The 21,646-nt window shown below is 69.8% G+C and carries 22 protein-coding genes; 8 read left to right on the top strand and 14 right to left on the bottom strand.

The features are described from left to right. Positions 1-108 precede the first annotated feature (108 nt). A complete protein-coding gene (locus tag WAT24_RS14240) occupies positions 109-513 on the top strand; it encodes a group III truncated hemoglobin (protein ID WP_336808563.1) in 405 nt (134 codons plus the stop codon). 183 nt (positions 514-696) lie between these two features. Here WAT24_RS14240 and tpx read toward each other — a convergent pair whose 3' ends face one another. Then, a complete protein-coding gene (gene tpx, locus WAT24_RS14235) occupies positions 697-1,197 on the bottom strand; it encodes a thiol peroxidase (protein WP_336808562.1) in 501 nt (166 codons plus the stop codon). Between the two features lie 578 nt (positions 1,198-1,775). Here tpx and WAT24_RS14230 point away from each other — a divergent pair. Genes WAT24_RS14230 through WAT24_RS14215 form a run of 4 tightly spaced genes read left to right on the top strand, consistent with a single transcriptional unit; the run spans position 1,776 to position 5,241 of the window. Next, positions 1,776-4,058 carry a nitric-oxide reductase large subunit gene (locus tag WAT24_RS14230; protein WP_336808561.1) on the top strand — a complete coding sequence of 761 codons (2,283 nt, stop codon included), beginning with the start codon at positions 1,776-1,778 and terminating at the stop codon, positions 4,056-4,058. Positions 4,059-4,118: 60 nt separating this feature from the next. Next, the gene (locus WAT24_RS14225) at positions 4,119-4,523 is read left to right on the top strand and encodes a SirB2 family protein (RefSeq protein ID WP_336808560.1); all 405 of its coding nucleotides are present in this window, start codon (positions 4,119-4,121) and stop codon (positions 4,521-4,523) included. Beyond that, complete coding sequence (locus WAT24_RS14220) at positions 4,520-4,750, top strand: hypothetical protein (protein WP_336808559.1); 231 nt, start codon at positions 4,520-4,522, stop codon at positions 4,748-4,750. The genes WAT24_RS14225 and WAT24_RS14220 overlap by 4 nt, the downstream gene beginning before the upstream one ends. After that, entirely contained in the window at positions 4,714-5,241 is a 528-nt protein-coding gene (locus WAT24_RS14215) for a hypothetical protein (protein ID WP_336808558.1), read from the top strand. The genes WAT24_RS14220 and WAT24_RS14215 overlap by 37 nt, the downstream gene beginning before the upstream one ends. A 124-nt stretch (positions 5,242-5,365) precedes the next feature. Here WAT24_RS14215 and WAT24_RS14210 read toward each other — a convergent pair whose 3' ends face one another. The 5 genes from WAT24_RS14210 to WAT24_RS14190 form a co-directional block, all read right to left on the bottom strand. Beyond that, a complete protein-coding gene (locus WAT24_RS14210; RefSeq protein WP_336808557.1) occupies positions 5,366-6,571 on the bottom strand; it encodes an alginate export family protein in 1,206 nt (401 codons plus the stop codon). A gap of 574 nt (positions 6,572-7,145) precedes the next feature. Then, on the bottom strand, positions 7,146-7,730 hold the full coding sequence (locus tag WAT24_RS14205; protein ID WP_336808556.1) for an SCO family protein: 585 nt from the start codon (positions 7,728-7,730) through the stop codon (positions 7,146-7,148). A gap of 10 nt (positions 7,731-7,740) precedes the next feature. After that, on the bottom strand, positions 7,741-8,490 hold the full coding sequence (locus WAT24_RS14200; protein WP_336808555.1) for a formylglycine-generating enzyme family protein: 750 nt from the start codon (positions 8,488-8,490) through the stop codon (positions 7,741-7,743). Positions 8,491-8,493: 3 nt separating this feature from the next. Beyond that, positions 8,494-10,023, bottom strand: a complete 1,530-nt coding sequence (gene nirK, locus WAT24_RS14195; RefSeq protein ID WP_336808553.1) for a copper-containing nitrite reductase — start codon at positions 10,021-10,023, stop codon at positions 8,494-8,496. A 117-nt stretch (positions 10,024-10,140) separates the two neighbouring features. Beyond that, the gene (locus tag WAT24_RS14190; protein WP_336808552.1) at positions 10,141-11,373 is read right to left on the bottom strand and encodes an NnrS family protein; all 1,233 of its coding nucleotides are present in this window, start codon (positions 11,371-11,373) and stop codon (positions 10,141-10,143) included. Between the two features lie 158 nt (positions 11,374-11,531). Here WAT24_RS14190 and WAT24_RS14185 point away from each other — a divergent pair, with 158 nt between their 5' ends. Continuing rightward, the gene (locus WAT24_RS14185) at positions 11,532-11,969 is read left to right on the top strand and encodes a universal stress protein (protein WP_336808551.1); all 438 of its coding nucleotides are present in this window, start codon (positions 11,532-11,534) and stop codon (positions 11,967-11,969) included. Positions 11,970-12,001: 32 nt separating this feature from the next. Here WAT24_RS14185 and WAT24_RS14180 read toward each other — a convergent pair whose 3' ends face one another. After that, positions 12,002-12,451, bottom strand: coding sequence for a cytochrome b/b6 domain-containing protein (locus tag WAT24_RS14180; RefSeq protein WP_336808550.1), 450 nt, complete (start codon positions 12,449-12,451; stop codon positions 12,002-12,004). A 124-nt stretch (positions 12,452-12,575) separates the two neighbouring features. On the opposite strand from WAT24_RS14180, the gene WAT24_RS14175 reads away from it, so the two are divergent. Continuing rightward, on the top strand, positions 12,576-13,967 hold the full coding sequence (locus WAT24_RS14175) for an MBL fold metallo-hydrolase (protein WP_336808549.1): 1,392 nt from the start codon (positions 12,576-12,578) through the stop codon (positions 13,965-13,967). A 554-nt stretch (positions 13,968-14,521) separates the two neighbouring features. On the opposite strand, the gene WAT24_RS14170 is transcribed toward WAT24_RS14175, so the two are convergent. From WAT24_RS14170 to hppD, 7 genes are all read right to left on the bottom strand, one after another. Further along, positions 14,522-15,283 carry a helix-turn-helix domain-containing protein gene (locus WAT24_RS14170; protein WP_336808569.1) on the bottom strand — a complete coding sequence of 254 codons (762 nt, stop codon included), beginning with the start codon at positions 15,281-15,283 and terminating at the stop codon, positions 14,522-14,524. 22 nt (positions 15,284-15,305) lie between these two features. Continuing rightward, positions 15,306-16,706, bottom strand: coding sequence for an oxygen-independent coproporphyrinogen III oxidase (gene hemN / locus WAT24_RS14165; protein WP_336808548.1), 1,401 nt, complete (start codon positions 16,704-16,706; stop codon positions 15,306-15,308). An 88-nt stretch (positions 16,707-16,794) separates the two neighbouring features. Further along, a complete protein-coding gene (locus WAT24_RS14160) occupies positions 16,795-17,016 on the bottom strand; it encodes a hypothetical protein (RefSeq protein WP_336808547.1) in 222 nt (73 codons plus the stop codon). 77 nt (positions 17,017-17,093) lie between these two features. Then, the gene (locus WAT24_RS14155) at positions 17,094-18,080 is read right to left on the bottom strand and encodes a fumarylacetoacetate hydrolase family protein (protein WP_336808546.1); all 987 of its coding nucleotides are present in this window, start codon (positions 18,078-18,080) and stop codon (positions 17,094-17,096) included. Between the two features lie 21 nt (positions 18,081-18,101). Further along, positions 18,102-19,409 (bottom strand): homogentisate 1,2-dioxygenase, encoded by a 1,308-nt coding sequence (gene hmgA / locus WAT24_RS14150; protein ID WP_336808545.1) that lies wholly within the window; start codon positions 19,407-19,409, stop codon positions 18,102-18,104. Between the two features lie 17 nt (positions 19,410-19,426). After that, the gene (locus WAT24_RS14145; RefSeq protein WP_336808544.1) at positions 19,427-19,825 is read right to left on the bottom strand and encodes an endonuclease domain-containing protein; all 399 of its coding nucleotides are present in this window, start codon (positions 19,823-19,825) and stop codon (positions 19,427-19,429) included. Positions 19,826-19,876: 51 nt separating this feature from the next. Beyond that, complete coding sequence (gene hppD / locus WAT24_RS14140; protein WP_336808543.1) at positions 19,877-20,971, bottom strand: 4-hydroxyphenylpyruvate dioxygenase; 1,095 nt, start codon at positions 20,969-20,971, stop codon at positions 19,877-19,879. A 183-nt stretch (positions 20,972-21,154) separates the two neighbouring features. Here hppD and WAT24_RS14135 point away from each other — a divergent pair, with 183 nt between their 5' ends. Beyond that, a complete protein-coding gene (locus WAT24_RS14135; protein WP_336808568.1) occupies positions 21,155-21,619 on the top strand; it encodes a MarR family winged helix-turn-helix transcriptional regulator in 465 nt (154 codons plus the stop codon). Positions 21,620-21,646: the final 27 nt, after the last annotated feature.

Here is a 21,646-nt window from a genome sequence, read left to right as displayed (position 1 = left end):
CCCCCCCCCCCCCCCCCCCCCCCCCCCCCCCCCCCCCCCCCCCCCCCCCCCCCCCCCCCCCCCCCCCCCCCCCCCCCCCCCCCCCCCCCCCCCCCCCCCGGTACCGACATGCGCGACACCACCCTCACCGAAACCGCGATCGCCCGCCTGGTCGATCGCTTCTACGACAAGGTCACCGCCGATCCCGTGCTGGGCCCGGTGTTCAACCCGGTCGTGCACGACTGGCCCGAGCACAAGCGCCTGCTCACCCGCTTCTGGTGCTCGGTGGCGCTCGGCGATGCCAGCTACCGCGGCAATCCGATGGCAGTCCATCGCCCGCTGCCGATTCGCGCGGAGCATTTCGACCATTGGCTGGGCCTGTGGCGCGCCACCTGCGTCGAGGTGCTGGACGAGACCGATGCGGCGCGGATGGTCGACTACGCCCAGCGCATCGGCCGCAGCCTGAAGTACGGACTCGGGCTCCATCCGGAAGCACGTGGCATCGGCGTACCGCTGATGTCCGTCAGCCGCTGACGTTTCCGGCATCGCCAGGGGAGTGGACTTGGGCGGTGGAGGCCTCGGGCCTCTTCCCAGCCGGCGGACCGGACCGCCGGACAAAGCCCAGGCCTTCACTTCGGCGCACCACCAACGGCCGAGAAGCAACGACCTCTCCCCCGACCAGTCGGGGGGAGAGGGAGCAGAGCGGCACGCCCGCTCTCAGGCCAGCGCCGCCAGCGCCGCGTCGTAGTCCGGCTCGTGGGTCAGTTCGTCCACCAGCTGCGCGTGCAGCACGCGGTTGTGCTCGTCCAGCACGACCACCGCGCGTGCGGCGAGCCCGGCCAGCGGGCCGGTCGCCAGCGCCACACCGTAGTCGGCGAGGAAGTCGCGGCCGCGCATGGTGGACAGCATCACCACCCGGTCCAGCCCCTCCGCGCCGCAGAAGCGCGCCTGCGCGAACGGCAGGTCGGCCGAGATGCACAGCACCACGGTGTTGGCGAGCTTCGCCGCCAGCTCGTTGAAGCGACGCACCGAGGTGGCGCACACGCCCGTATCGATGCTGGGAAAAATGTTGAGCACCTTGCGCTGCCCGGCGTAGCTGGACAGCGCCACGTCGGCCAGATCCTTGCCGACCAGCGTGAACGCCGGCGCCTGCGCGCCCCTGGTCGGGAAGTCCCCGCGGACCTCGACGGGCTCGCCCTTGAACGTAACCTGCGACATGTAGCTTCTCCTGGTGGGAAAGACCCGCAAGTAGAACACGCTCGCGGCCAGGAAGACGACGCCCGCCGCCCATGAGGCCGCAGTTGCGTCAGTGCCGGTTCAAGGCAAGACTGCGCCCATCCGAGCGCCGCAGGAATCGCTTCCGGCACCTGTCCCGTACGCTCCGGCACACCGTGGTTCAAGCACCCCGGCACGCAACAGTCGCGCTGCCGCAGCCACGCATCCCGCACCCGGTCGGGTGAGCCGACTCCAGGTGCTGCCCCCGCCCACCTCGACGATCAACCGCCGCTCGATGCACAGGAAGTCCACCATGGACGGCCAACCGGATGCCGCCGCCGAAACCGATAGCCGCCCAACTGCCCGCCGCAGGTCGACACCTCGACCATCGGCGATATCCGACTCGCGCACGCTGCCGGCCGGACGTTCGACGTCGACAATCCACTGGCCGACGCTCCCGGTAGGCCGGTCCCACCCCTGCGGCATTCCGGCCCACCCAGATGCTTCCGGCCTGACTTGCATCAAGAGCCGCCACCCGGCCGACCCCGAGCATGCGCACATCCCCAAGGGAGAGATGTGCGATGAGTACCACCCGAAAACTCTGGCTGGGGTTGGCAGCCTTGCTGCTGGCCTCGTTCTCCCTCCTGCTGTGGGTCGGCAAAGAGGTCCACCAGCAGGCGCCACCGCTGCCGACCGCCGTGCTCACCGCCGACGGGCAGACCCTGTACACCCGCGCCGACATCGAACAGGGGCGGCAGGTGTGGCAGAGCATCGGCGGCCAGCAGTTGGGCTCGATCTGGGGCCACGGCGCGCTGGTGGCGCCGGACTGGAGCGCCGACTGGCTGCATCGCGAAGCCACCACGATGCTCGAATTGCTCGCCCGCGACCAGGGCGTGGCCTCGTTCGCCGACCTCGACGCGGACCGGCAGGCCGCCGCAAAGGCGCGCGTGGCCCGCGAGGAGCGGACCAACACCTACGACCCTGCCCGCGGCACGATCACCATGTCGCCGCTGCGTGCGCAGGCGATGGAGCTGGTCGCCCGCCACTACGACAGCCTGTTCAGCAACGACCCGGCCACGCACACGCTGCGCGTGAGCTACGCGATGCGCGAGAACACCGTCGCCGAGCTCGACCACCGCCGCGCGGTCACCGCGTTCTTCTGGTGGACCAGTTGGGCCGCCGCGGCTGAGCGCCCGGGGCACAGCGTGAGCTACACGCAGAACTGGCCGTTCGATCCGCTGGTCGGCAACCGCCCCAGCGGCACCAGCTTCATCTGGTCGGTGTTCAGCGTGCTGTTCCTGATCTTGGGCATCGGCCTGCTCGGCTGGCACCACGCGGTGCAGAGCCACAAGGAAGGCCCCGCGCTGCCACCGGCACGCGACCCGTTGATCGATTTCAAGCCCACGCCTTCGATGAAGGCGACCGCCAAGTATTTCTGGACGGTGATGGGCCTTTTCCTGGTGCAGATCCTGCTCGGCGCCACCACCGCGCACTTCCAGGTGGAGGGCCAGCAGGCCTACGGCTTCGCGCTGGCCAACATCCTGCCCTACAGCCTCACCCGCACCTGGCATACCGAGCTGGCGGTGCTGTGGATCGCCACCGCGTGGCTGGCCACCGGCCTATACATGGCGCCGGTGATCGGCGGGCATGAGCCCAAGTTCCAGCGCCTGGGCGTGAACTTCCTGTGGGTCTGCCTGCTGATCATCGTGGTCGGCTCCTTCGCCGGCCAGTGGTTCGCGGTGATGGACAAGATGGGCCTGAAGTACAACTTCTGGTTCGGCCACCAGGGCTGGGAATACACCGACCTTGGCCGCTTCTGGCAGATCTTCCTGTTCGTCGGCCTGATGCTGTGGCTGTTCCTGGTCGGCCGCGCGCTGATGCCCGCGATCAGGCGCCGCGACGAGACCTCCAACATCGTGGGCCTTTTGTTCCTTTCCACCATCGCGATCGGCTTGCTCTACGGCGCCGGCCTGATGTGGGGCGAGCACACCCACATCGCGATGGTCGAGTACTGGCGCTGGTGGGTGGTGCACCTGTGGGTGGAAGGCTTCTTCGAGGTGTTCGCCACCGCGGTGATCAGCTACCTGTTCGTACGCCTTGGCCTGCTGCGCGTGCACAGCGCCACGGTGAACGTGCTGTTCGCCACCCTCGTGTTCATGGCCGGCGGCGTGCTGGGCACCCTGCACCACCTGTACTTCACCGGCACGACCACGGCCGTGATCGCGCTGGGCGCCAGCTTCTCGGCGCTCGAAGTGGTGCCGCTGGCGCTGATCGGCCTGGAGGCCTACGACAACTGGAAGAAGCAGCACGCCGCGCCGTGGATGGCCCGCTACCGCTGGCCGATCCTGTTCTTCGTGGCGGTGAGCTTCTGGAACCTGGTGGGTGCCGGCCTGTTCGGCTTCCTGGTCAACACCCCGATCGCGCTGTACTACATGCAGGGCCTCAACCTCACCCCGCTGCACGGCCACACCGCGCTGATGGGCGTGTACGGCATGCTCGGCCTGGGGTTGATGCTGTTCTGCCTGCGCGGCATCAGGCCGGCGGCGCAGTGGCGCGAGGGCTGGCTGAAGGGTGCGTTCTGGACGCTCAACATCGGCCTTTCGCTGATGGCGCTGCTGACCCTGCTGCCGCTGGGCATACTGCAGCTGTCCGCCGCGCTGGACAACGGCTACTGGTTCGCCCGCTCCGAGCACTTCATGGACCGTCCGCTGATCCACCTGCTGGTGTGGATGCGCGTGCCGGGCGACACGCTGTTCGCGGTCGGCGCGCTGTTGACCTCGGTGTTCGTCGCCTCGCTGTGGCTGGGCGGCAGACGCCAGCCCAAGGCCGTGCCGCTGCCGCAGGCGGCGCGCGAAACCGCCTGACCCCGAGGGGCGCGCCGCGAGGCGCGCCCCTTGTCCTTGGTCCCGCACGAAAGACCACCCATGATCGAGTTCTACCCCCAGATCAAGGCCGTACACATCTTCTGCGTCCTGCTCAGCGGCGCGCTGTTCGCGCTGCGCGGCACACTGGTGCTGGCCGGCCGCGGTGCCATCGCGCAGTGGCCGCCGGTGCGCTACGTCAGCTACGGCGCGGACACCGCGCTGCTCACCGCCGCGCTGATGCTGCTGACCATCCTGCCCGGCGCGGTCTTCGCCAACGGTTGGCTGGCGACCAAGCTCACGCTGCTGGTCGCCTACGTCGCGCTCGGCACGCTCGCGCTCAAGCGCGCACGCAGCGCGCGCGCCCGCACGATCTGTTTCGCCCTGGCGCTTTGCACCTACCTCTACATGCTCGGCGTGGCGCGCATGCACCACCCGCTGGGCTGGCTGCACGGACTCATCGCATGACCCCCCGCGGCCACACGCTGGACGCCTGCTTCCCGGGCCCCTACGGCGAGAACGACACGCTGCTGGAAAGGCTGCTGGTCGAATTCCTGCGCGACCACGTCTACTGGCGGCGCAACGTCCATCCCGAGGACCCGCCGGCAATCGCCACCGCCGCCGCGCAGCCCCGGACTACCTGGCGTTCGAAGCGCGCATGCGCCGCAAGCTGCACCAGCTCTCCGCCGCGCTGAAGAAGTCGGTCCCGTTCCACAGCCCGCGCTACATCGGCCACATGGCCTCGGACCCGCTGCTGCCGGGCCTGGCCGCGCAGATGCTCACGCTACCCTACAACCCCAACAACGTCAGCGAGGATGCCGCGCCGGTCACCGTCGACCTGGAAGTGCAGGTCGGCCTGCAACTGGCGCGCATGCTCGGCTACCCGCACGACCCGGCGCAGCCGGCCTGCGCCTGCACGCCAGCATCCACACGTGCACAGCGCCAGCGTGGCCGGGTGCGAGCGCGAATGCAGCGGCGCATCGGCCAGGACCAGCAGCATCAGGCCCCCGGCTGCGCCCCGGCACGGGGCGGTCAGCAGGAAGCGCAGCGGCAGGGCCGATTCCGGCGAGAGCTCAAGGTGCAGCTTCGCCGTCGTCATCCGGTCGGCGGATGTACACGCGCACGCTGCCGTCCGCCCGTGGCGGCTCCGGCTCGGCGTGGAAGCCACGCTGGGCCAGCTCCGTGAGCAACGGACGCGGCAATTTCGGCGCGACGATGTGGGTCGCTTCGCCGGCAAGCTCCCATGCAGGGGCGCGTGGTCCGCTTCGCTGAGCACACGCGCGGCTGGCGCCTTCCCTGGCGCCAGCGACTCAGCGCAGTGCCTGCGCCCCCTTCCATTCCAGTTGCAGCCACAGCTTGGTGTCGTGGCGGCCGAAACCATCGGCGTGGTAGTGCGCGGCCTTGAGCAATCCGGCCAGCGCCGGTGTGAAGGCGTAGCCGAGCGAACCATCCCATTCGCTGCCGTAGCGACCGCCATGGTCAGCGCGGAAGTCGTGGAAGACGACGGTCCAGCCCAGCCGCGCCGCCGTGCCATGCTGGCCGAAGACGCCGTTGAACGCGACGTAGCGATCCTCCAGCCCACCCGCGGGCGTGACGGTGAACTGGTCGTCCCAGCCGTCGAAGGCATGCAGAGTCGCCAACGGCGTCTGCAGCGCGTGGCGCCCGTTGCCGCCCAAGCGCTCCCAGCCGAGCTTGCCGGTGATGCCGGCCTGGGTCCACGCCGGCTCGACCAGCCAGTAGCCGTGCACGAAGTGGTCCGGGTTGTTGGCGTAGTCGAACTGGCGCGCCGTCTCCAGTGTCCAGCCGAAGCCGTCCGCCGCGGGCTTGCCAGTCCAGCGCACGCCATAGGTGGCGCTGGAGGCGGTGGCCAGGTCACGGTCCTCGTGCACATAGGCGTAGCCGCTCCACTGCTGCAGGCCGGCGTGGAAGGCGGCGTTGAGCAGATGCGTGTCCAGCTTGCGCTCGCGCGCCAGCGGCGCCAGCGCATCGCGACCGGCAACGCGATGCACGCGGTCGAGCCAGGCATAGCGCACGGTCCAGGCGGCGGCCGGCTGCCATTGCAACGCCACGGCATCGTGGGTCTGCTCGTGCTGGCGCCAACCGACGTTGCCGACCCAGCGCTGGTTATCGAACAGCAGCCGCTGGCGGCCGACCGTCGCGCCGAAGGCCTGACCCTGCCAGGCCACATAGGCCTGGTTGAGCTCCGTACCGTGCGGATCGGTGATCGCCGGGTACTCGGTGTTGCCGTTGGCGCCGCTGTTGTAGTGCTCGTTCGCGGCGGCAACGCCCGCGCCTTCGAGGTAGCCGCTCCAGCCGCCGCCGAACTGCGCGCGCAGGCCCAGCCGCAGGCACAGCGTGTCGGCGCGGGCATCCCGACTGAAGGCGTCGTTGTCGACCTGCTCGTGGCGCAGGCGAGCGTCCCATTCCACTTGCAGGGGCGCGGGCGTATCGGTGGACCACGCCGGAGCGCTGGCGAGCGCAAGCAGGCAGGCGAGGGTCAGGCGTCTGGCGTTCATCGGGTCGCTCCGTGGCAGATGCGCGCAGTGTCGGGAGCGCCGCAGGCGAGCAGCCTGATCCGCGTCAAGCGTCCCTGTGGTGTGACAACTCGCCGCGCGGACGTATGGACGCCCGTGGCGTCACCTCGGCTTCCGGGCCGTGCGTTGTGCGTTTGCACAAGCCAGCACGGGTAAGACGCAGGAGAGGCGGGCACGCAAGCGCATGATGCGCAGCCAATGCGCTCTTCGCCTCGGTTCCCGAGCGCCCGCGGGATGGCCGCAGTAGCTCCTCGCGACGCGAGCGCCTCACCCGGCAAGGCGCAACGGCACTGGGCTCTCCTGCATCGGGTTGCGCCCAGGCCGTTTCTCTTGGTTACTTTTCTTTGGGCCAGCAAAGAGAAGTGACCCGAGCGCCGGCAGGCGATCGGAAGCCCGCCGCAGGCGAGCCCGGTCGCGGCAATGCCTATACGAGCGAATAAGTCACGGCGCGCACGGTCAGTGCAATCGCGAGCACCCGCCCCTCACCCCACCCTCTCCCCGGCGGGGAGCGGGAGCAAGGCAAGAGCATCGTCCTGCCTCATAGGGGACAGGCGGCTTAAGGGCCGGTGGAGGACCCGCCGTTGGCGACCAGCTTGCGCACGGCCGTCACGAAGTCCGGGTCGGTGCGCCCGATGATGCGGGTGCGGGCGACGATCCGGCCCTGCGCATCGAGCAGCAACAGCGCGCTGGAGTGGTTGAAGTCGCCGTCGGGCAGCTGGCGGTACTGCACGCCGAGCACCGCGGCGAGCGTGCGTGTGTCCTGCGGCGCGGTGCGTGCCAGGGTCCACCAGCGTGTGTCCAGCTTGTGCGTGGCGGCGTAGCGGCGCAGCGCTTCGACGTCGTCGCGCGCGGGATCGAAGCTCACCGCCAGCAGCGCCAGGCGCTCGGCCGGCGGCTCGCCGGCGGCGCGGCGGGTGGCCTGCATGGTCTGGATGATCATCGGGCAGACCATGGTGCACGAGCCGTAGAACATGCTCACCAGCTGCGGCGTGCCCTGGCGCGTCGCGAACGGCGCGGTGTGGCCGTCCTGGTCGGTCAGCGGCACCGCGAGGCGGTACACCGAATCGCCCGGCAATGACGCGTCCGCGTGGGCGGCGCCGGCGAGCAGCAGAACAGAAAGGAACAACAACAGGCGTTTCATGGGGATGCCCTCAGTCGGACCTCGCGCAGCGGAAGCCGAGGTTGGTCGTGGTATCGGTAGCCTCGAGCGAAGAGAGCATCGCCACGCGCATCAGCGTGGCGTAGTTCTCCTTCTGCTCCATGCCGAGCGCGCCGGCGCCGCAGAACCCGAGCTTGTCCGCGCCGTCCTGCTCGCGGCTGTCGCTGCTCACCATCAGCGCGTTGAAGTCGTCCACCCACTCCCAGACCAGGCCGTTGAGGTCGCGCACGCCGTGCAGGTCGGGTGCGCCGCCGATCGTCGGCAAGGCCTCGTTGGAGGGGCGCGCGTACCAGGCGAGCACGCGCTCGCGCCAGGTCGGGTCGCTGCGCGCGTCGGCGCGCGTGGCATCGGCGGCGGCGGCGTATTCCCACTCGTACCAGGTCGGCAGGCGGGCGTGTTCGCTCTCGCAATAGGCCTGCGCAGCGAACCAGCTGACCCGGGTCACCGGCTGGCGCGGCAGGGCGTCGGGCCCGGCCCACTGGGAAAGGTAGCGGCCGTCGGCGAACACCGGCGGCACGCGGTCGCGGCGCCACTCGGGGTGGCGCCGCACGAAGGCGAGGAATTCGGCGTTGGTCACCGGTTCGGTACGCAGATGGAACGGCTTGAGGCTGGCCGGCGCCGCCTTGCCGTCCGCCGGCAGGACGCTGGCGAAGCGGCCGCCCGAAAGCGGCGCGTAGTCGGCCGCCAGGGTCGGTCCGGCCAGCAACAGGCCGAGCAGGACAAGGAGCAGGCGCCGGCACATCGGTCAGTGCTCCGCGCCCGGCGCCGGCGCCGGCTGCGCCCGCACCTTCGCGACTTCTTCCTTGGTCACCTGGCCGCCCGGGTTGCCCCAGCTGTTGAGCACGTAGGTCAGCAGGTTCGCCACCTCGTCGTCGGTGAGCTGGGTCATCGGCGGCATCACCGAGTCGTACGCCTTGCCGTTGACGTTGACCTTGCCGGTGAGGCCATGCAACGGGATCGAGATCAGGCGGGTCTTGTCTTCCTTGGCCAGCTGCGCGACCAGGCTGGAGTTGGCCAGCGGCGGGAACACCCCGGGCAGGCCTTCGCCGTTGGCCTGGTGGCAGACCGAGCAGGTGCCGGTGAACAGCTGCTTGCCGGCGGCGATCTGCTCGTCCTTGCTGAGCGTGCCGGCGGCGTTGGCCTTGGCGGCGGTGGCCACCGCGTGCAGGTTGGGCTCGGCGCGGTCGCCCAGGTAGACCGAGTCGACCTCCTTTCCCGAATAGACCATCTTGTTTTCCGGCCCGTCGACCTTGAGGATCGCCATCGCGCCCTTGTTGAACGCACGGAAGATCGAGTGGTCGACCAGCACGTAGCTGCCCGGCACCTGCGTGCGGAACTCGACCATCGCCGCGCCGCCGGCCGGGATCAGCGTGGTCTGCACGTTGTGCTGTTCGACGGTGCCGCCTTCCTGGCGCACGGTATCGAAGATCTCTCCGATCACGTGGAAGCTGGACACCAGGTTCGGACCACCGTTGCCGACGAACAGGCGCACGGTCTCGCCGACCTTGGCGGCCAGCGCCTTGTCGCCGGTGAGGGCGCCCTCGCGGCCGTTGAACAGCACGTAGGTGGGTCGCTCGTCGATCGCCTTGTCCATGTCGAACGGCTGGTGGCCTTTTTCGCGGTACTTGCCGGTGGTGTAGAAGTCCCCCTGCATCACGTAGTACTCGTGGTCGACCTTGGGCATGCCCTCCGGTGGCTCGACCAGGATCAGCCCGTACATGCCGTTGGCGATGTGCATGCCGACCGGCGCGGTGGCGCAGTGGTAGACGTAGATGCCCTGGTTGAGCGCCTTGAAGGTGAACTGCGACTCGTGCCCCGGCGCGGTGAAGCTCGAGGCCGCGCCGCCGCCCGGGCCGGTGACGCCGTGCAGGTCGATGTTGTGCGGCATCTTGCTGGTCGGCGAGTTCTTCAGGTGGAATTCCACCGTGTCGCCCTGGCGCACGCGGATGAAGCTGCCGGGCACGGTGCCGCCGAAGGTCCAGTAGGTGTAGCTGACGCCTTCGGAGATCGGCATCTCCTTCTCCACCACCTCCAGCTCGACGATCACCTTGGCCGGGTAGTTGCGGTGGATCGGCGGCGGCACGTTCGGCGGGCTGGTCAGCACCGCGTGGATCGGCGCGCCCTGCGGCGGCCCGAAGTCGGGCGTCGGCGGCAGCGGCGCCGGCGTGGCATGGGCGGCGGGAGGCAAGGCGGCGTCGGCCACCTGCTTGCCGGAGCAGGCGGCGAGGGCCAGCATGCTGGCGGCCGCGAGCACGGTGGACAGCGTTCGTGACATGGGGTGTCTCCTGTGGTTCCACCCCAGCCTAGGTCTCGCCCGATCACCCCGCTTGATCTGCGTCATTCGCGCCGCACGGAACCGACCGCTGCGTCACCCTGCCACAGCGGCTTGCCGTCAGCCGGGGCGGCCGTCGGCGCGCGGCGTCAGGCAGATCCACGCCGAACGCAGCACCCACGGCAGGAATGCGACCAGCCAGCCGCAGGCAGCAGCCACCAGCCACAGGTACGTGTCGCGGGCCAGTTCCGACCACACGCGCAGCAGCACCACGCCCTGCAGCAGGGCGAAGCACAGCCACGGGATGGCGCCCATCTGCAACGGCCGCCCGGAGTGCCCTTGCGTCACGCGCGTGACCATCGCCACCAGCATGGAGCCGAAGTAGCCGATGGTGAGCGCGTGCAGCGGCGCCAGCCCCAGCACCGGCGCGTGCCCCAGCGCCAGGTACAGGCTCTGCATGGCATACAGCGCGAACGCGACCGGCAGCCAGGCGAACGCCAGATGCAGCACCGCCAGCAGGCCCGGGCGCATCGCCTTCCACGGCTGCCAGGCCAGCGCATGCCCGCCGAACAGCAGCGCCAGCGGTGCATCCACCGCCCACAGCCAGGCCGGCCGGTGCGCCAGGTCCAGCCCCAGATGCGCCAGCAACAGCGGCCAGGCCAACGGCAGGCTCCATGCAGGGCGGCGTACCACGTAGCCGGCCACCACATTGCCGCTGAAGAAGGGGACCATGCGGTGCGCCACGGTGAAATACACCGGCACCAGCAGGCCGAACGTGCCGAGCTTCACGGCCAGGCGCGCACAGCCGGCGGGCGCCCCGAACAGGAACCCGAGAAACGCCGCCGGGCCGAGCGCGCCCAGGCCCAACGCGGCCAGGCAGGACCACGCGTGCGGGTTGCGCCGCGCCGCGGCCCGCAGCACGCCGGCGAGCGCGGACACGCCGGCCAGGTAGCCGGCCAGCATCGTCGCCACGCCGGCGCGCAGCAGCCACGGCATGCCCAGCAGCCCCAGGTGGGACAACAGGTAACCGCAGAACACCGTCCCGGCCACCGCCAGGTAGCGGCGCGGCGGGACCGGCGGACGGTCCAGCCAGCGTGGAAACGTGGTCAGCAGGAAGCCGAACACGAACATCGGCAGCATGCCGTACTGGATCAGCACCGCATGCGCCCAGCCCGGCGGCACCGGGGGTTGCGGCCAGGCCGGCCAGCGCAAGCGCAGCGAGGCCAGTTCCAGCGTCCACCAGGCCATGCTGGTCAGCACCGCCAGCGCGCCGGCCAGGAACAGCGGCCGATGCGGCGCGGCAGCCAGCAGGCCGGCGGTGGAAAGCGGGGCGGGTGAAGCGCAGGCGCGCATGGGGAGACTCCGGATGGCTGCCCTGCGATTGTGTCTGTGCGCCAGCGGATGGCCCCTGACCTGGATCAGTACGCGGCTTGATCGGCGTCATCGCCGGCCCCGGCGACCACGGCCATGCTGACCTGGCCGGTCCCTTCCGATCACCGGTGGAGTTCGCCATGTTCCAGCACATCCTGATTCCCATCGACGGTTCCGAGCTGTCGCTGCACGCAGCCGATGCGGGCATTGCGCTCGCGCGGCAGCTCGGCGCGCGCGTACACGCACTGCACGTGGTGGTGCCGCTGCCGGCCATCCCGTTCCTCAACGAGCTGGTCGCCGGCAGCGATGCCGATTACGCCGACAGTGCGGAGGTCGCGGGCAAGGGCTACCTCGACCAGGTAAGTACCCACGCCGCGGCAGCCGGCGTGCCCTGCCAGTGCAGCCTGGAGACCGATCCCAGCCCGCACCACGCGATCGTCGCGGCCGCCGCCCGGCTCGGCTGCGACCTGATCGTGATGGGCAGCCACGGGTGGCGCGGCCTGGACCGGCTGCTGCTGGGAAGCGAAACGCAGCGGGTGATCCTGGAAGCCCGGTGCCCCGTGCTGGTGAGCCGGTGAGCCGGCCGGTGAGCGCCGGCCCGCGGCGCGGTTCAGTTCAGCGATCGCTTGCGTCCGGTGATCATGGCGCACACCCGATTCCCCGCGATAGCGAATGCTTTCGCCGATGGCGCCAGCACGTGCAGCCCCACCAGGGCGAGCAGGCCCAGGGCGAGCGTCTCCTGCACCTCCTCCAGCCACCCGGCCTCGTGGAACGAGGCGGCCGGATTGTGCCCGAGGCGTCGCCGCGAACGGCCGGCCAGCCGCTCGCGCAGGTAGTCGCGCAGCTGCGACGGCGTCGGCACCCAATCGGCGAAGCGCGCATGGCGCGTGCCGGGGAAACCCCACACCAGGCGCACGCCGACCAGCGCGAGCGCGGCATAGCCCATCCAGCGGTGCACGGTGCCGCCCTCCGCGGTGAGGAAGTTGCCGAGGACCAGCGCCGCCAGCGACCAGTGGAACGCCCGTACCAGCGGGTCCCACACCTTGACCGTCTCGTTCATGCTCCTCGCCTGCGGCTCCGGGGCTGCTCCCAGGCTGCCGCCGGCACCGGTCCATCGTCTTGACGGCGGTCAAGCGCGACGACCGGCTTCATGCCACAGTCAGTGGAAGCAGAGGGAGGGCACGATGCTCGTCTACAGTTGCCACGGCGCGGCCAAGCAAGTCACCGGCTCCTGCCATCTGATCGAATACAACGGCCGGCGCGTGCTGGTCGACTGCGGCATGTTCCAGGGCGACCGCGACGCCGAGCGGGCGAATGCCGCGCCATTCGGCTTCGCGCCCGCGTCGATCGACGCGTTGCTGCTCACCCACGCCCACCTGGATCATTGCGGCCGCATCCCGCGACTGGTGCGCGAGGGCTTCCGCGGCCGCATCCTGGCCACCTCCGCCACGCGCGAGCTGGCCCGGCTGGTGCTGCTCGATGCGGCCGGCCTGCAGGAGGAGGATGCCCGTCGCGCACAGCGCACCAACCGCAACGGGAACGCGCCGGTCGAGCTGCTCTACTCGCTGGACGACGCGCTGCACGCGACCGACTTCTTCGAGCCGGGCATCGGCTACGACCAGGACATCGCGGTCGCGCCCGGCATCGCCGCCCGCTTTCTCGACGCCGGCCACATCCTCGGCTCCGCCTCGATCCTGCTCGCGCTCGAGGACGGACCGCGGACGCGCAACATCCTGTTCTCCGGCGACCTGGGCAATCCCGGTCGTCCGCTGCTGCGTGATCCGACACCGGCACCGGCCGCCGACTACGTGGTGATGGAATGCACCTACGGCGACCGCCCGCATCGCTCGCTGCCCGACTCCGTGGCCGAGCTCTACCAGGCGATCCGCGACACGGTGAACCGACGCGGCAACGTGGTGATCCCCACCTTCGCGCTGGAGCGCGCGCAGGAGGTCCTCTACTACCTGCACCTGGGCCTGCGCGACGGACAACTGCCGCAGCAGCTGCGGGTGTTCCTCGATTCGCCGATGGCGATCTCCGCGACCGAGATCTTCCGGCGCCATCCGGAGTGTTTCGACGCGCACTTCCTCGAGGTGCTTCGCCACGGCGACCCCTTCGCGATGCCCGGGCTGCATTTCACCCGCAGCACACAGGAGTCGATGGCGATCAACAGCATCGACGGCGGGGCCGTCATCCTGGCCGGCTCGGGCATGTGCACCGGCGGTCGCGTGCGCCACCACCTCAAGCACAACCTGTGGCGCGAACGCAGCAGCGTGGTGTTCGTCGGCTACGCGGCCGAGGGCACGCTGGCACGGCGGATCATCGACGGCGCCAGCCACGTGCGCGTGTTCAACGAGGACATCGCCGTGCGCGCCCGGGTCTGGACGATCAACGGCTTCTCCGCCCACGCCGACCGCCCCGCCCTGCTCGACTGGCTGGGCCCCGCGCCACGCCGCGGCGTGTTCCTGGTGCACGGCGAATACGAACGCGGCATGCGCGGCATGGGCGAAGCGCTCGACGCGCGCGGCACGAGCTGGCGGATGCCCGGGATGGGGGAGCCGATCAAGCTGGGCTGAGCTCGCCGGGAGCAGTCCGAGCCGCCGCGCACCTTCGCCCCGGTCACCGAGCGTTCGCGGTTTGGTCCCGCGTCAAGCGGCGTGTTCCTGGTGTACGGCGATACGAACGAGGCATGCGCAACATGGGCGCCGCGCCCGACGCGCGCGGCACGACCTGGCGGATGCCCGGGATGGGGAGCCGAAGCTGGGCTGAGCTCGCCGGCAGCAGTCCGAATCGCCGCACGCCTTCGCCCCGGTCACGGAGCGCTCGCGGTGTAGCCGCATAGCTCCTCTGAGAGCGACCACCTCACCCGGCAAGGCGCAAGGGTGCCTAGCTCTTCTCCTTTCATCGAGTTGCCCCCAGGCCGTTTCTCTTGGTTACTTCTCTTTGGGCCAGCAAAAAGAGAAGTGACCCGCAGGCCGGCAGGCCAGCGGAAGCCCGCCGCAGGCGAGCCCGCTCGCGGTAGGCCGCGGGAAAACGATGCGGCCCCACACGCTAGCGCCAAAAACAAAGCAAGAGCACCGCGAGCAAGCTCGCTCCCACCGAGCAGGATCGCGGGTGAAGCGACACCGCCTCAACCGGGCAACAGGCTGCGCCCGATGCGCCGCAACCCCACCGGATCCAGGATCACCAGCTGCCGCCCCTCCACCTGGATCAGCCCCTGCCCGCGGAAGCGGCTGAGCACGCGGCTGACCGTCTCGGCGGCCAGGCGCAGGTAGTTGGCGATGTCGCCGCGCGACATGCTGAGCTGGAAGCGCGTGCCCGAGAAACCGCGCGCCGCGCAGCGCTGGCCGAGGTCGGCGAGGAACGCGGCCATGCGCTCGTCCGCGCTGTGGTCGCCCGCAAGCAGGCTGGCGCTGCCCAGTTCCTTGCTGAGCAGGCGGAACAGGTGGTGCTGCACCGCGGGCATGCGCGCCGCGAGCGCGCTCATCGCGGGGAACGAGAAGCGGCAGAAGTAGGAGGTTTCCAGCGCGATGGCGTCGCAGGGGAAGTGTTCCGGGTAGATGCCGTTGAGGCCGATCACCTCGCCGGGCAGGTAGAAGCCCAGCACCTGCTCGCGCCCTTCCTTGTCGACCATGCTGGTCTTCACCGTGCCCGAGCGCACCGCGAAGATGGCGCGGAACGGGTTGCCGGTGCGGAACACGTATTCGCCCGTGCGGAACGGTCCCACGTGCTCGACCAGGCAGTGCAGCTGGCGCAGTTCAGGCTTGCCGTAGCCCACTGCCTGGCAGGCACCGGCGAAGGCGCAGGTGCGGCAGAAGTGGGCCTCGTCGCCATCGTCCGCGATCGGGCCGGGGGGCTCGGGCAGGCGCCCCGGCGGGTGATCCGAGCGCATCGGTCGGGTTTGCCAGCTCACGTCAGATCGTCCGCGAGTAGCGCGCCGGCTGCGCGTCCCGCTCCAGGTAGGCATCGAAGCACATGGCGATGATACGCAGGAGCAGGCGTCCCCGGGGCGTGACGCGGATCGTGCGGCCCTCGATCGTGACCAGGCCATCCGCGGCCAGGGGTCGCAGCCGGCGCAGCTCGGCCGCGAAGTACTCGGCGAAGATCAACCGGTACCGTGCGCCGAACAGAGCCATGTCCAGTTCGCCCTGGCACATCAGCTGGCCGATCGCGGCGCGGCGGATCACGTCGTCTTCCTCCAGGTACAGACCGCGTGCCACCGGCAGCCGGCCCGCGTCCAGCGCGGCGTAGTAACCGGCGAGGTCGCGCGCGTTCTGGCTGTAGCTCTGGCCGATGCGACCGATCGCGCTGACGCCGAGGCCGACGATGTCGCAGTCGCCGTGGGTGGAATAGCCCTGGAAGTTGCGTTGCAGGGTGCCGGCGCGTTGCGCGCGTACCAGCTCATCGTCGGCACGTGCGAAGTGGTCCATGCCCACGTAGGCATAGCCTGCCGCGGTGAGCCGTTCCAGCGCGCGGCCGAACAGCGCCAGGCGTGTGGCCGGGTCGGGCAGCGCAGTCGCATCGAGCTGCCGCTGCGCCTTGAACAATTGCGGCAGGTGGGCATAGCCGTAGACCGCCACACGGTCGGGCGCGAGCTCGATCACCGCCTCGAGGGTGCGCCCGAAGCCCTCCAGGGTCTGCCGCGGCAGGCCGTAGATCAGGTCCACGCTGGTCGAGGCGAAGCCGGCCTCGCGCGCCGCCGCCAGGACCTCGCGGGTCTGCGCCACGCTCTGGGTGCGATTGACCGCCTGCTGCACCGCGGGGTCGAAATCCTGGATGCCGACCGACACGCGGTTGAAGCCCAGCTCGCCCAGCACGTGCATGTAGGCGCCATCGGCGAAGCGCGGGTCGATCTCGATGCCGAACTCGCGCGAGGGCGCCTGCACGAAGGCAAAGTGGCGCGCCAGCGATTCCATCAGCTCCCGCATCCGCGGCGCGTCCAGGAAGTTCGGCGTGCCGCCCCCGAAGTGCAACTGCCGCACCGGGCGGTCACGGTCGAACAGCGGCGCGACCAGCTCGATCTCGCGGTAGAGCCGCTCGAGGTAGCGGTCGGCCTTGGCGGTCTCCCGTGTGATCACGCGGTTGCAGCCGCAGTAGAAGCACGGGCTCATGCAGAAGGGCACGTGCACGTAGAGCGACAGCGGACGCGGGATCGGCTCCTCGTTGGACGCGCGGACCGCCGCGCGCAGGTCCGTCTCGCCGAAGTCGGGGCGGAACTGCGGCGCGGTGGGATAGCTGGTGTAGCGCGGGCCGGAGGTGTCGTAGCGGGCGATCAGTCCGGGATCGAACTCGGGGACGGCGATGGCGGGGCTCATGCCGCCAGTGTGGGCAGCCGGCCAGGGCGGTTCTTGATCCGGATCAAGGCAGGCCCGCGCCTGCCTGGACAGAAGGTCGCAGCGGGCCTCAGTCCCGCCGCGGCGCCTCCAGGTAGCGGACAGCCGCCAGGTCGCTCGTGCGCAGCCGGGACGCGTCGGAGCTGGCGGCGACCTGCCCTCCCCCATGACAGGACTCGCACAGGTTCTTCGGCAACACCCGATGGGGAGCCGTGGACGCCGGTGAGCCGGCGTGGACGGCGAGGGCCAGCAGCGGAGCGGCGGCGGCGAGCACGGGCAAGGGATGCGGCATGATCGACAGACTCCTGCCAGGCGAACCCGGCGATGGGTGGAAACCGCCCGGGCGCCTGTGCGCCCGGGCGGCACCGATCATGCCCTGGGCGGCGTGATGGTTTGCTCGATGGCGCCGAAGATCGACGCGCCGCTCGCGTCGGTGACCTCGATGCGCAGGGTGTCACCGAACTTGAGGAACGGCGTGCTGGGCTTGCCGTCGCGCAGGGTCTCCACCGTCCTCTGCTCGGCCAGGCACGAGGCGCCCTTGCTGGTGTCCTCGTTGGCGATCGTGCCCGAGCCCACCAGGGTGCCGGCGGTGAGCGGGCGCGTCTTGGCCGCATGCGCCACCAGCTGGGCGAAGTCGAACTGCATGTCGACGCCGCACTCGGCCTCGCCGAACCACTTGCCGTTGAGCCAGGTGCGCATCGGCAGGTGCAGCTTGTCCCCGCGCCAGGCCGTGCCCAGTTCGTCCGGCGTCACGAACACCGGCGAGAGCGCCGAGCGCGGCTTGCTCTGCAGGAAGCCGAAGCCCTTGGCCAGCTCCGCCGGGATCAGCCCGCGCAGGCTCACGTCGTTGACCAGGCCGACCAGCTGGATGTGGCGGGCCGCCTGTGCGGGCGTCACCGCCATCGGCACGTCGTCGGTGACCACCACCACCTCGGCCTCCAGGTCGATGCCGTACTCCTCGCTCGGCACCACCACCGGGTCGCGCGGACCCAGGAAACCGGCGCTGGTCGCCTGGTACATCAGCGGATCGCTGTAGAAGCTCGCCGGCACCTCGGCGCCACGCGCGCGGCGCACGCGTTCGACGTGCGGCAGGTACGCCGAGCCGTCGACGAACTCGTAGGCACGCGGCAGCGGCGCGGCCAGCGCGCCCACGTCCAGGTCGAACGCGCCCGCAGCCTTGCCCGCGTTGAGTTCGTCAGACAGCGCGTTGAGCCGCGGCGCCGCATGGGCCCAGTCGTCCAGCGCGGCCTGCAGGGTGGGCGCGATGCCGGTCGCCTTGACCGCGCGCTGGAGGTCACGGCTGACCACGACCAGCGTGCCGTCGCGGCCGCCTTCCTTCAGACTTCCAAGCTTCATCGATGGCTCCTGTGGAAACGATCAGGCCTTCGGCGGCGAGAAATGCCGCGCGATGCCCTGCCAGCACTGGTAGTAGTTCTTCTGCAACTGCGGCGACTCCAGCGCCTGGCGCGTGGGACGGATCACCTTGCGCGTCTCGAACATGAAGGCCATGGTGCCGCCGATCACGTCGGGCCTGGACAGGTCCGCGTTCGAGGCCTTCTCGAAGGTGGCCGCATCCGGCCCGTGCCCGCTCATGCAGTTGTGCAGGCTGGCGCCGCCGGGCACGAAGCCTTCGGCCTTGGCGTCGTAGACGCCGGTGATCAGGCCCATGAATTCGCTGGCCACGTTGCGGTGGAACCACGGCGGCCGGAAGGTGTGCTGCGCCACCAGCCAGCGCGGCGGGAAGATCGCCAGGTCGACGTTGGCCGTACCGGGCGTGTCGCTGGGCGAGGTGAGCACGGTGAAGATCGACGGGTCCGGGTGGTCGTAGCTGATCGAGCCGATCGTGTTGAAGCGGCGCAGGTCGTACTTGTACGGCGCGCAGTTGCCGTGCCAGGCGACCACGTCCAGCGGCGAGTGGTCGATCTTCGCTTCCCACAGGCCGCCCTGGAACTTCGCGACGAGGCGGAAATCGCCCTCCACGTCCTCGTAGGCGGCGCAGGGCGTGAGGAAGTCGCGCGCATTGGCCAGGCCGTTGGAGCCGATCGGGCCGAGTTCGGGCAGGCGCAGCAGCGCGCCGAAGTTCTCGCAGGCGTAGCCGCGCGCCTCGCCGTCGGGCAGCTCCACGCGGAAGCGCACGCCGCGCGGGATCACGGCGATCTCCTGCGGCTCGACGTCCAACACGCCCAGCTCCGTGGCGATGCGCAGGCGGCCCTGCTGCGGCACGAGCAGCAACTCGCCGTCGGCATCGTAGAAGAAGCGGCCCTGCATCGAGCGGTTCGCCGCGTAGAGGTGGATGCCGATGCCCGCCTGCTCGGCCGGGCCGCCGTTGCCGGCGATCGTCACCAGGCCATCGAGGAAGTCGGCCGGCTGCTGCGGCATCGGCAGCGGATCCCAGCGCAATTGGTTGGGCGTGGCCGGCGCCTCGTCGAAACGGTTGTGGAAACGCGCGTGCGGCAGGGGCTCGAACGGCTGGTGCATCGCCGCCGGGCGGATGCGGTAGAGCCAGCTGCGGCGGTTGGCGTGCCGCGGCGCGGTGAAGGCGGTGCCGGAGAGCTGCTCCGCGTAGAGGCCGTGCGCCACGCGCTGGGGTGAGTTCTGGCCCTCGGGGAGGGTGCCGGGGATCGCCTCGGTGGCGAATTCGTTGCCGAAGCCGGATTGGTAACCGCTGCCAACAATCTCAGACATGCGCGTGCCTTTCGCATTCAAAGCCCCTCTCCCTCCGGGAGAGGGGTTGGGGTGAGGGTCCGGTCGTGCGCGGTGCGGAGGATTACCTCCAGCACTGCGTCCGTCTGTTGCAGTATCTCGTTGTTCCAGAAGCGCAGCACCCTGAGGCCTTTCGCCTCGAGGAAACGCGTGCGCTCCCTGTCCGTCTGATCGTCATGCCGCGAGCCGTCCAGTTCAACGACCAGCTTGCAGGCCTCACAGTAGAAATCAGCCACATAGGGCGGGACCGGGTGCTGCCGGCGGAACTTCAAGCCGCCCAGGCGCCCGCCGCGCAAGCGATACCACAAGGCCTGTTCGGCTTCGGTGCAGGATCGGCGCAACGCCCTGGCGTGATTGCGCGTTCCTGTCGGCAGCGGCGGGTTGATGCGTCCTGGCATGCCCGTACCCTCTCCCCAACCCCTCTCCCGGGGGGAGAGGGGCTCAAAAGCTCAAAGCACCCCGCGCTTCATCTGGTCCCGCTCGATGCTCTCGAACAGCGCCTGGAAGTTGCCCTCGCCGAAGCCCTCGTTGCCCTTGCGCTGGATGATCTCGAAGAAGATCGGCCCGATGCAGTTCTGGGTGAATATCTGCAGCAGCTTGCGCTGCTTGGTCTCCGGGTCGGCGTCGATCAGGATCTTGTTCTTCTGCAGCCGCGGCACGTCCTCCCCGTGGTCGGGGATGCGCATGTCGATGACCTCGTAGTAGGTGTCGGGCGTGTCCAGGAACTCCACGCCCTGCGCACGCATCGCCTCGACCGTGGCGTAGATGTCGTCGGTGAAGCAGGCGATATGCTGGATGCCTTCGCCGTGGTAGGCGTCCAGGTATTCGTTGATCTGGCTCTTCGGATCGCTCGATTCGTTGAGCGGGATGCGCACGATGCCGTCCGGCGCGGTCATCGCCTTGGACACCAGGCCGGTCTTGGCACCCTTGATGTCGAAGTAGCGGATCTCGCGGAAGTTGAACAACCGCTCGTAGTAGTCCGACCACTTCTGCATGTTGCCGAAGTAGAGGTTGTGCGTGAGGTGGTCGATGAAGGTGAGGCCGAACCCCTTGGGGTTCGGCTCGGCGCCCGGCACGGCCTCGTAGTCGCCGTCGTAGACGTCGCCCTTGGCGCCGTAGCGGTCGACCAGGTAGAGCATGCAGTCGCCGATGCCCTTGACCACCGGCGCGTTCACCGCCTTGCTCGCCGCCTTGTGCTCGACCGCCTCGCCACCGTTGGCCAGCACCTTCTGGCACACCTCGTCGGCGGGCATCTTGAAGCGGATGGCGAAACCACAGGCGCAGGGGCCGTGCTTGGCGGCGAAGTCGGCGGCGAAGGAGTCCGGGTCCTCGTTGACCAGGAAGTTCACGCCGTTCTGGCGATAGACGGTGATCGGGCGGCGCTTGTGTTTGAGCACCGCGGTGAAGCCCATCTTGCGGAACAGCTCGTGCAGTTCGCTGCCACGACCCGCCGGCGCGGCGAACTCGACGAACTCGAAGCCGTCGATGCCCATCGGGTTCTCGAAGGTGGTGACCTGCATGCCGAGGTTCGGTTGGGCGTTCATGGCGCTCTCCTCAAAGACTGGAAGACGTAGAGTGGGCGGCGGCCACGTCCGCGAGGATGCGCGGGGGCCACGAAGATTCCGGCTAGATCTCCGTTATAGTTACATATGAAACCATTTGCAAGGAGCCGCGCTGCCGTGCCAGCCAAGCCCCAACCTGCCGGCCAGCCGGCCGATCAAGCCCCGCTGAAGCAGTCCTCCCCGGAGCACGCGCCGCTCGAACTGGAGCGCTTCCTGCCCTACCGGCTGTCGATCGTGTCCAACACGGTCAGCCAGGCGATCGCCGACGACTACCAGCGCCGCTTCGACCTGGGCGTCACCGAATGGCGGGTGCTGGCGGTGCTGGCGCGCTTCGACGGGTTGTCCGCGCGCGAGGTGGCCGACCGCACCGCGATGGACAAGGTCGCGGTGAGCCGCGCGCTGGCCCGGCTGGTGCATGCCGGGCGGGTAAGCCGCGCGGTGCACGGTGGCGACCGGCGCCGTTCGGTACTCAACCTCACCGAGGCCGGCTGGGCGATCCACGACGAGGTGGCGCCGATGGCGCGCCGGCGCGAGCGCGAGCTGCTGGCCCGGCTGGATGCCGAGGAGCAGGCCTGGCTCGGGCGCATCCTGGACAAGCTGATGCCGGCCGGACAGGACACATCCCTGTAGGGGCGCCCTCGGCGCAACCCGCCGGTA

It is taken from the genome of Fulvimonas yonginensis, assembly GCF_037137055.1.
GTDB lineage: Bacteria > Pseudomonadota > Gammaproteobacteria > Xanthomonadales > Rhodanobacteraceae > Frateuria_A > Frateuria_A yonginensis.
Note: the sequence above shows the minus strand (reverse complement) of the source record. Positions and strands in the feature narration are given on the sequence as shown.

Excerpts from the sequence above, each read along its gene's own strand:
- WAT24_RS14230 (WP_336808561.1), top strand. The coding sequence starts at position 1,776 with ATGAGTACCACCCGAAAACTCTGGCTGGGGTTGGCAGCCTTGCTGCTG.
- WAT24_RS14190 (WP_336808552.1), bottom strand. The coding sequence starts at position 11,373 with ATGCGCGCCTGCGCTTCACCCGCCCCGCTTTCCACCGCCGGCCTGCTG.
- nirK (WP_336808553.1), bottom strand. The coding sequence starts at position 10,023 with ATGTCACGAACGCTGTCCACCGTGCTCGCGGCCGCCAGCATGCTGGCC.
- hmgA (WP_336808545.1), bottom strand. The coding sequence starts at position 19,409 with ATGTCTGAGATTGTTGGCAGCGGTTACCAATCCGGCTTCGGCAACGAA.
- WAT24_RS14200 (WP_336808555.1), bottom strand. The coding sequence starts at position 8,490 with ATGTGCCGGCGCCTGCTCCTTGTCCTGCTCGGCCTGTTGCTGGCCGGA.
- WAT24_RS14215 (WP_336808558.1), top strand. The coding sequence starts at position 4,714 with ATGCGCCGCAAGCTGCACCAGCTCTCCGCCGCGCTGAAGAAGTCGGTC.
- WAT24_RS14205 (WP_336808556.1), bottom strand. The coding sequence starts at position 7,730 with ATGAAACGCCTGTTGTTGTTCCTTTCTGTTCTGCTGCTCGCCGGCGCC.
- hppD (WP_336808543.1), bottom strand. The coding sequence starts at position 20,971 with ATGAACGCCCAACCGAACCTCGGCATGCAGGTCACCACCTTCGAGAAC.
- hemN (WP_336808548.1), bottom strand. The coding sequence starts at position 16,706 with ATGAGCCCCGCCATCGCCGTCCCCGAGTTCGATCCCGGACTGATCGCC.
- WAT24_RS14180 (WP_336808550.1), bottom strand. The coding sequence starts at position 12,451 with ATGAACGAGACGGTCAAGGTGTGGGACCCGCTGGTACGGGCGTTCCAC.
- tpx (WP_336808562.1), bottom strand. The coding sequence starts at position 1,197 with ATGTCGCAGGTTACGTTCAAGGGCGAGCCCGTCGAGGTCCGCGGGGAC.
- WAT24_RS14160 (WP_336808547.1), bottom strand. The coding sequence starts at position 17,016 with ATGCCGCATCCCTTGCCCGTGCTCGCCGCCGCCGCTCCGCTGCTGGCC.
- WAT24_RS14155 (WP_336808546.1), bottom strand. The coding sequence starts at position 18,080 with ATGAAGCTTGGAAGTCTGAAGGAAGGCGGCCGCGACGGCACGCTGGTC.
- WAT24_RS14145 (WP_336808544.1), bottom strand. The coding sequence starts at position 19,825 with ATGCCAGGACGCATCAACCCGCCGCTGCCGACAGGAACGCGCAATCAC.
- WAT24_RS14170 (WP_336808569.1), bottom strand. The coding sequence starts at position 15,283 with ATGCGCTCGGATCACCCGCCGGGGCGCCTGCCCGAGCCCCCCGGCCCG.
- WAT24_RS14240 (WP_336808563.1), top strand. The coding sequence starts at position 109 with ATGCGCGACACCACCCTCACCGAAACCGCGATCGCCCGCCTGGTCGAT.
- WAT24_RS14175 (WP_336808549.1), top strand. The coding sequence starts at position 12,576 with ATGCTCGTCTACAGTTGCCACGGCGCGGCCAAGCAAGTCACCGGCTCC.
- WAT24_RS14225 (WP_336808560.1), top strand. The coding sequence starts at position 4,119 with ATGATCGAGTTCTACCCCCAGATCAAGGCCGTACACATCTTCTGCGTC.
- WAT24_RS14220 (WP_336808559.1), top strand. The coding sequence starts at position 4,520 with ATGACCCCCCGCGGCCACACGCTGGACGCCTGCTTCCCGGGCCCCTAC.
- WAT24_RS14210 (WP_336808557.1), bottom strand. The coding sequence starts at position 6,571 with ATGAACGCCAGACGCCTGACCCTCGCCTGCCTGCTTGCGCTCGCCAGC.
- WAT24_RS14185 (WP_336808551.1), top strand. The coding sequence starts at position 11,532 with ATGTTCCAGCACATCCTGATTCCCATCGACGGTTCCGAGCTGTCGCTG.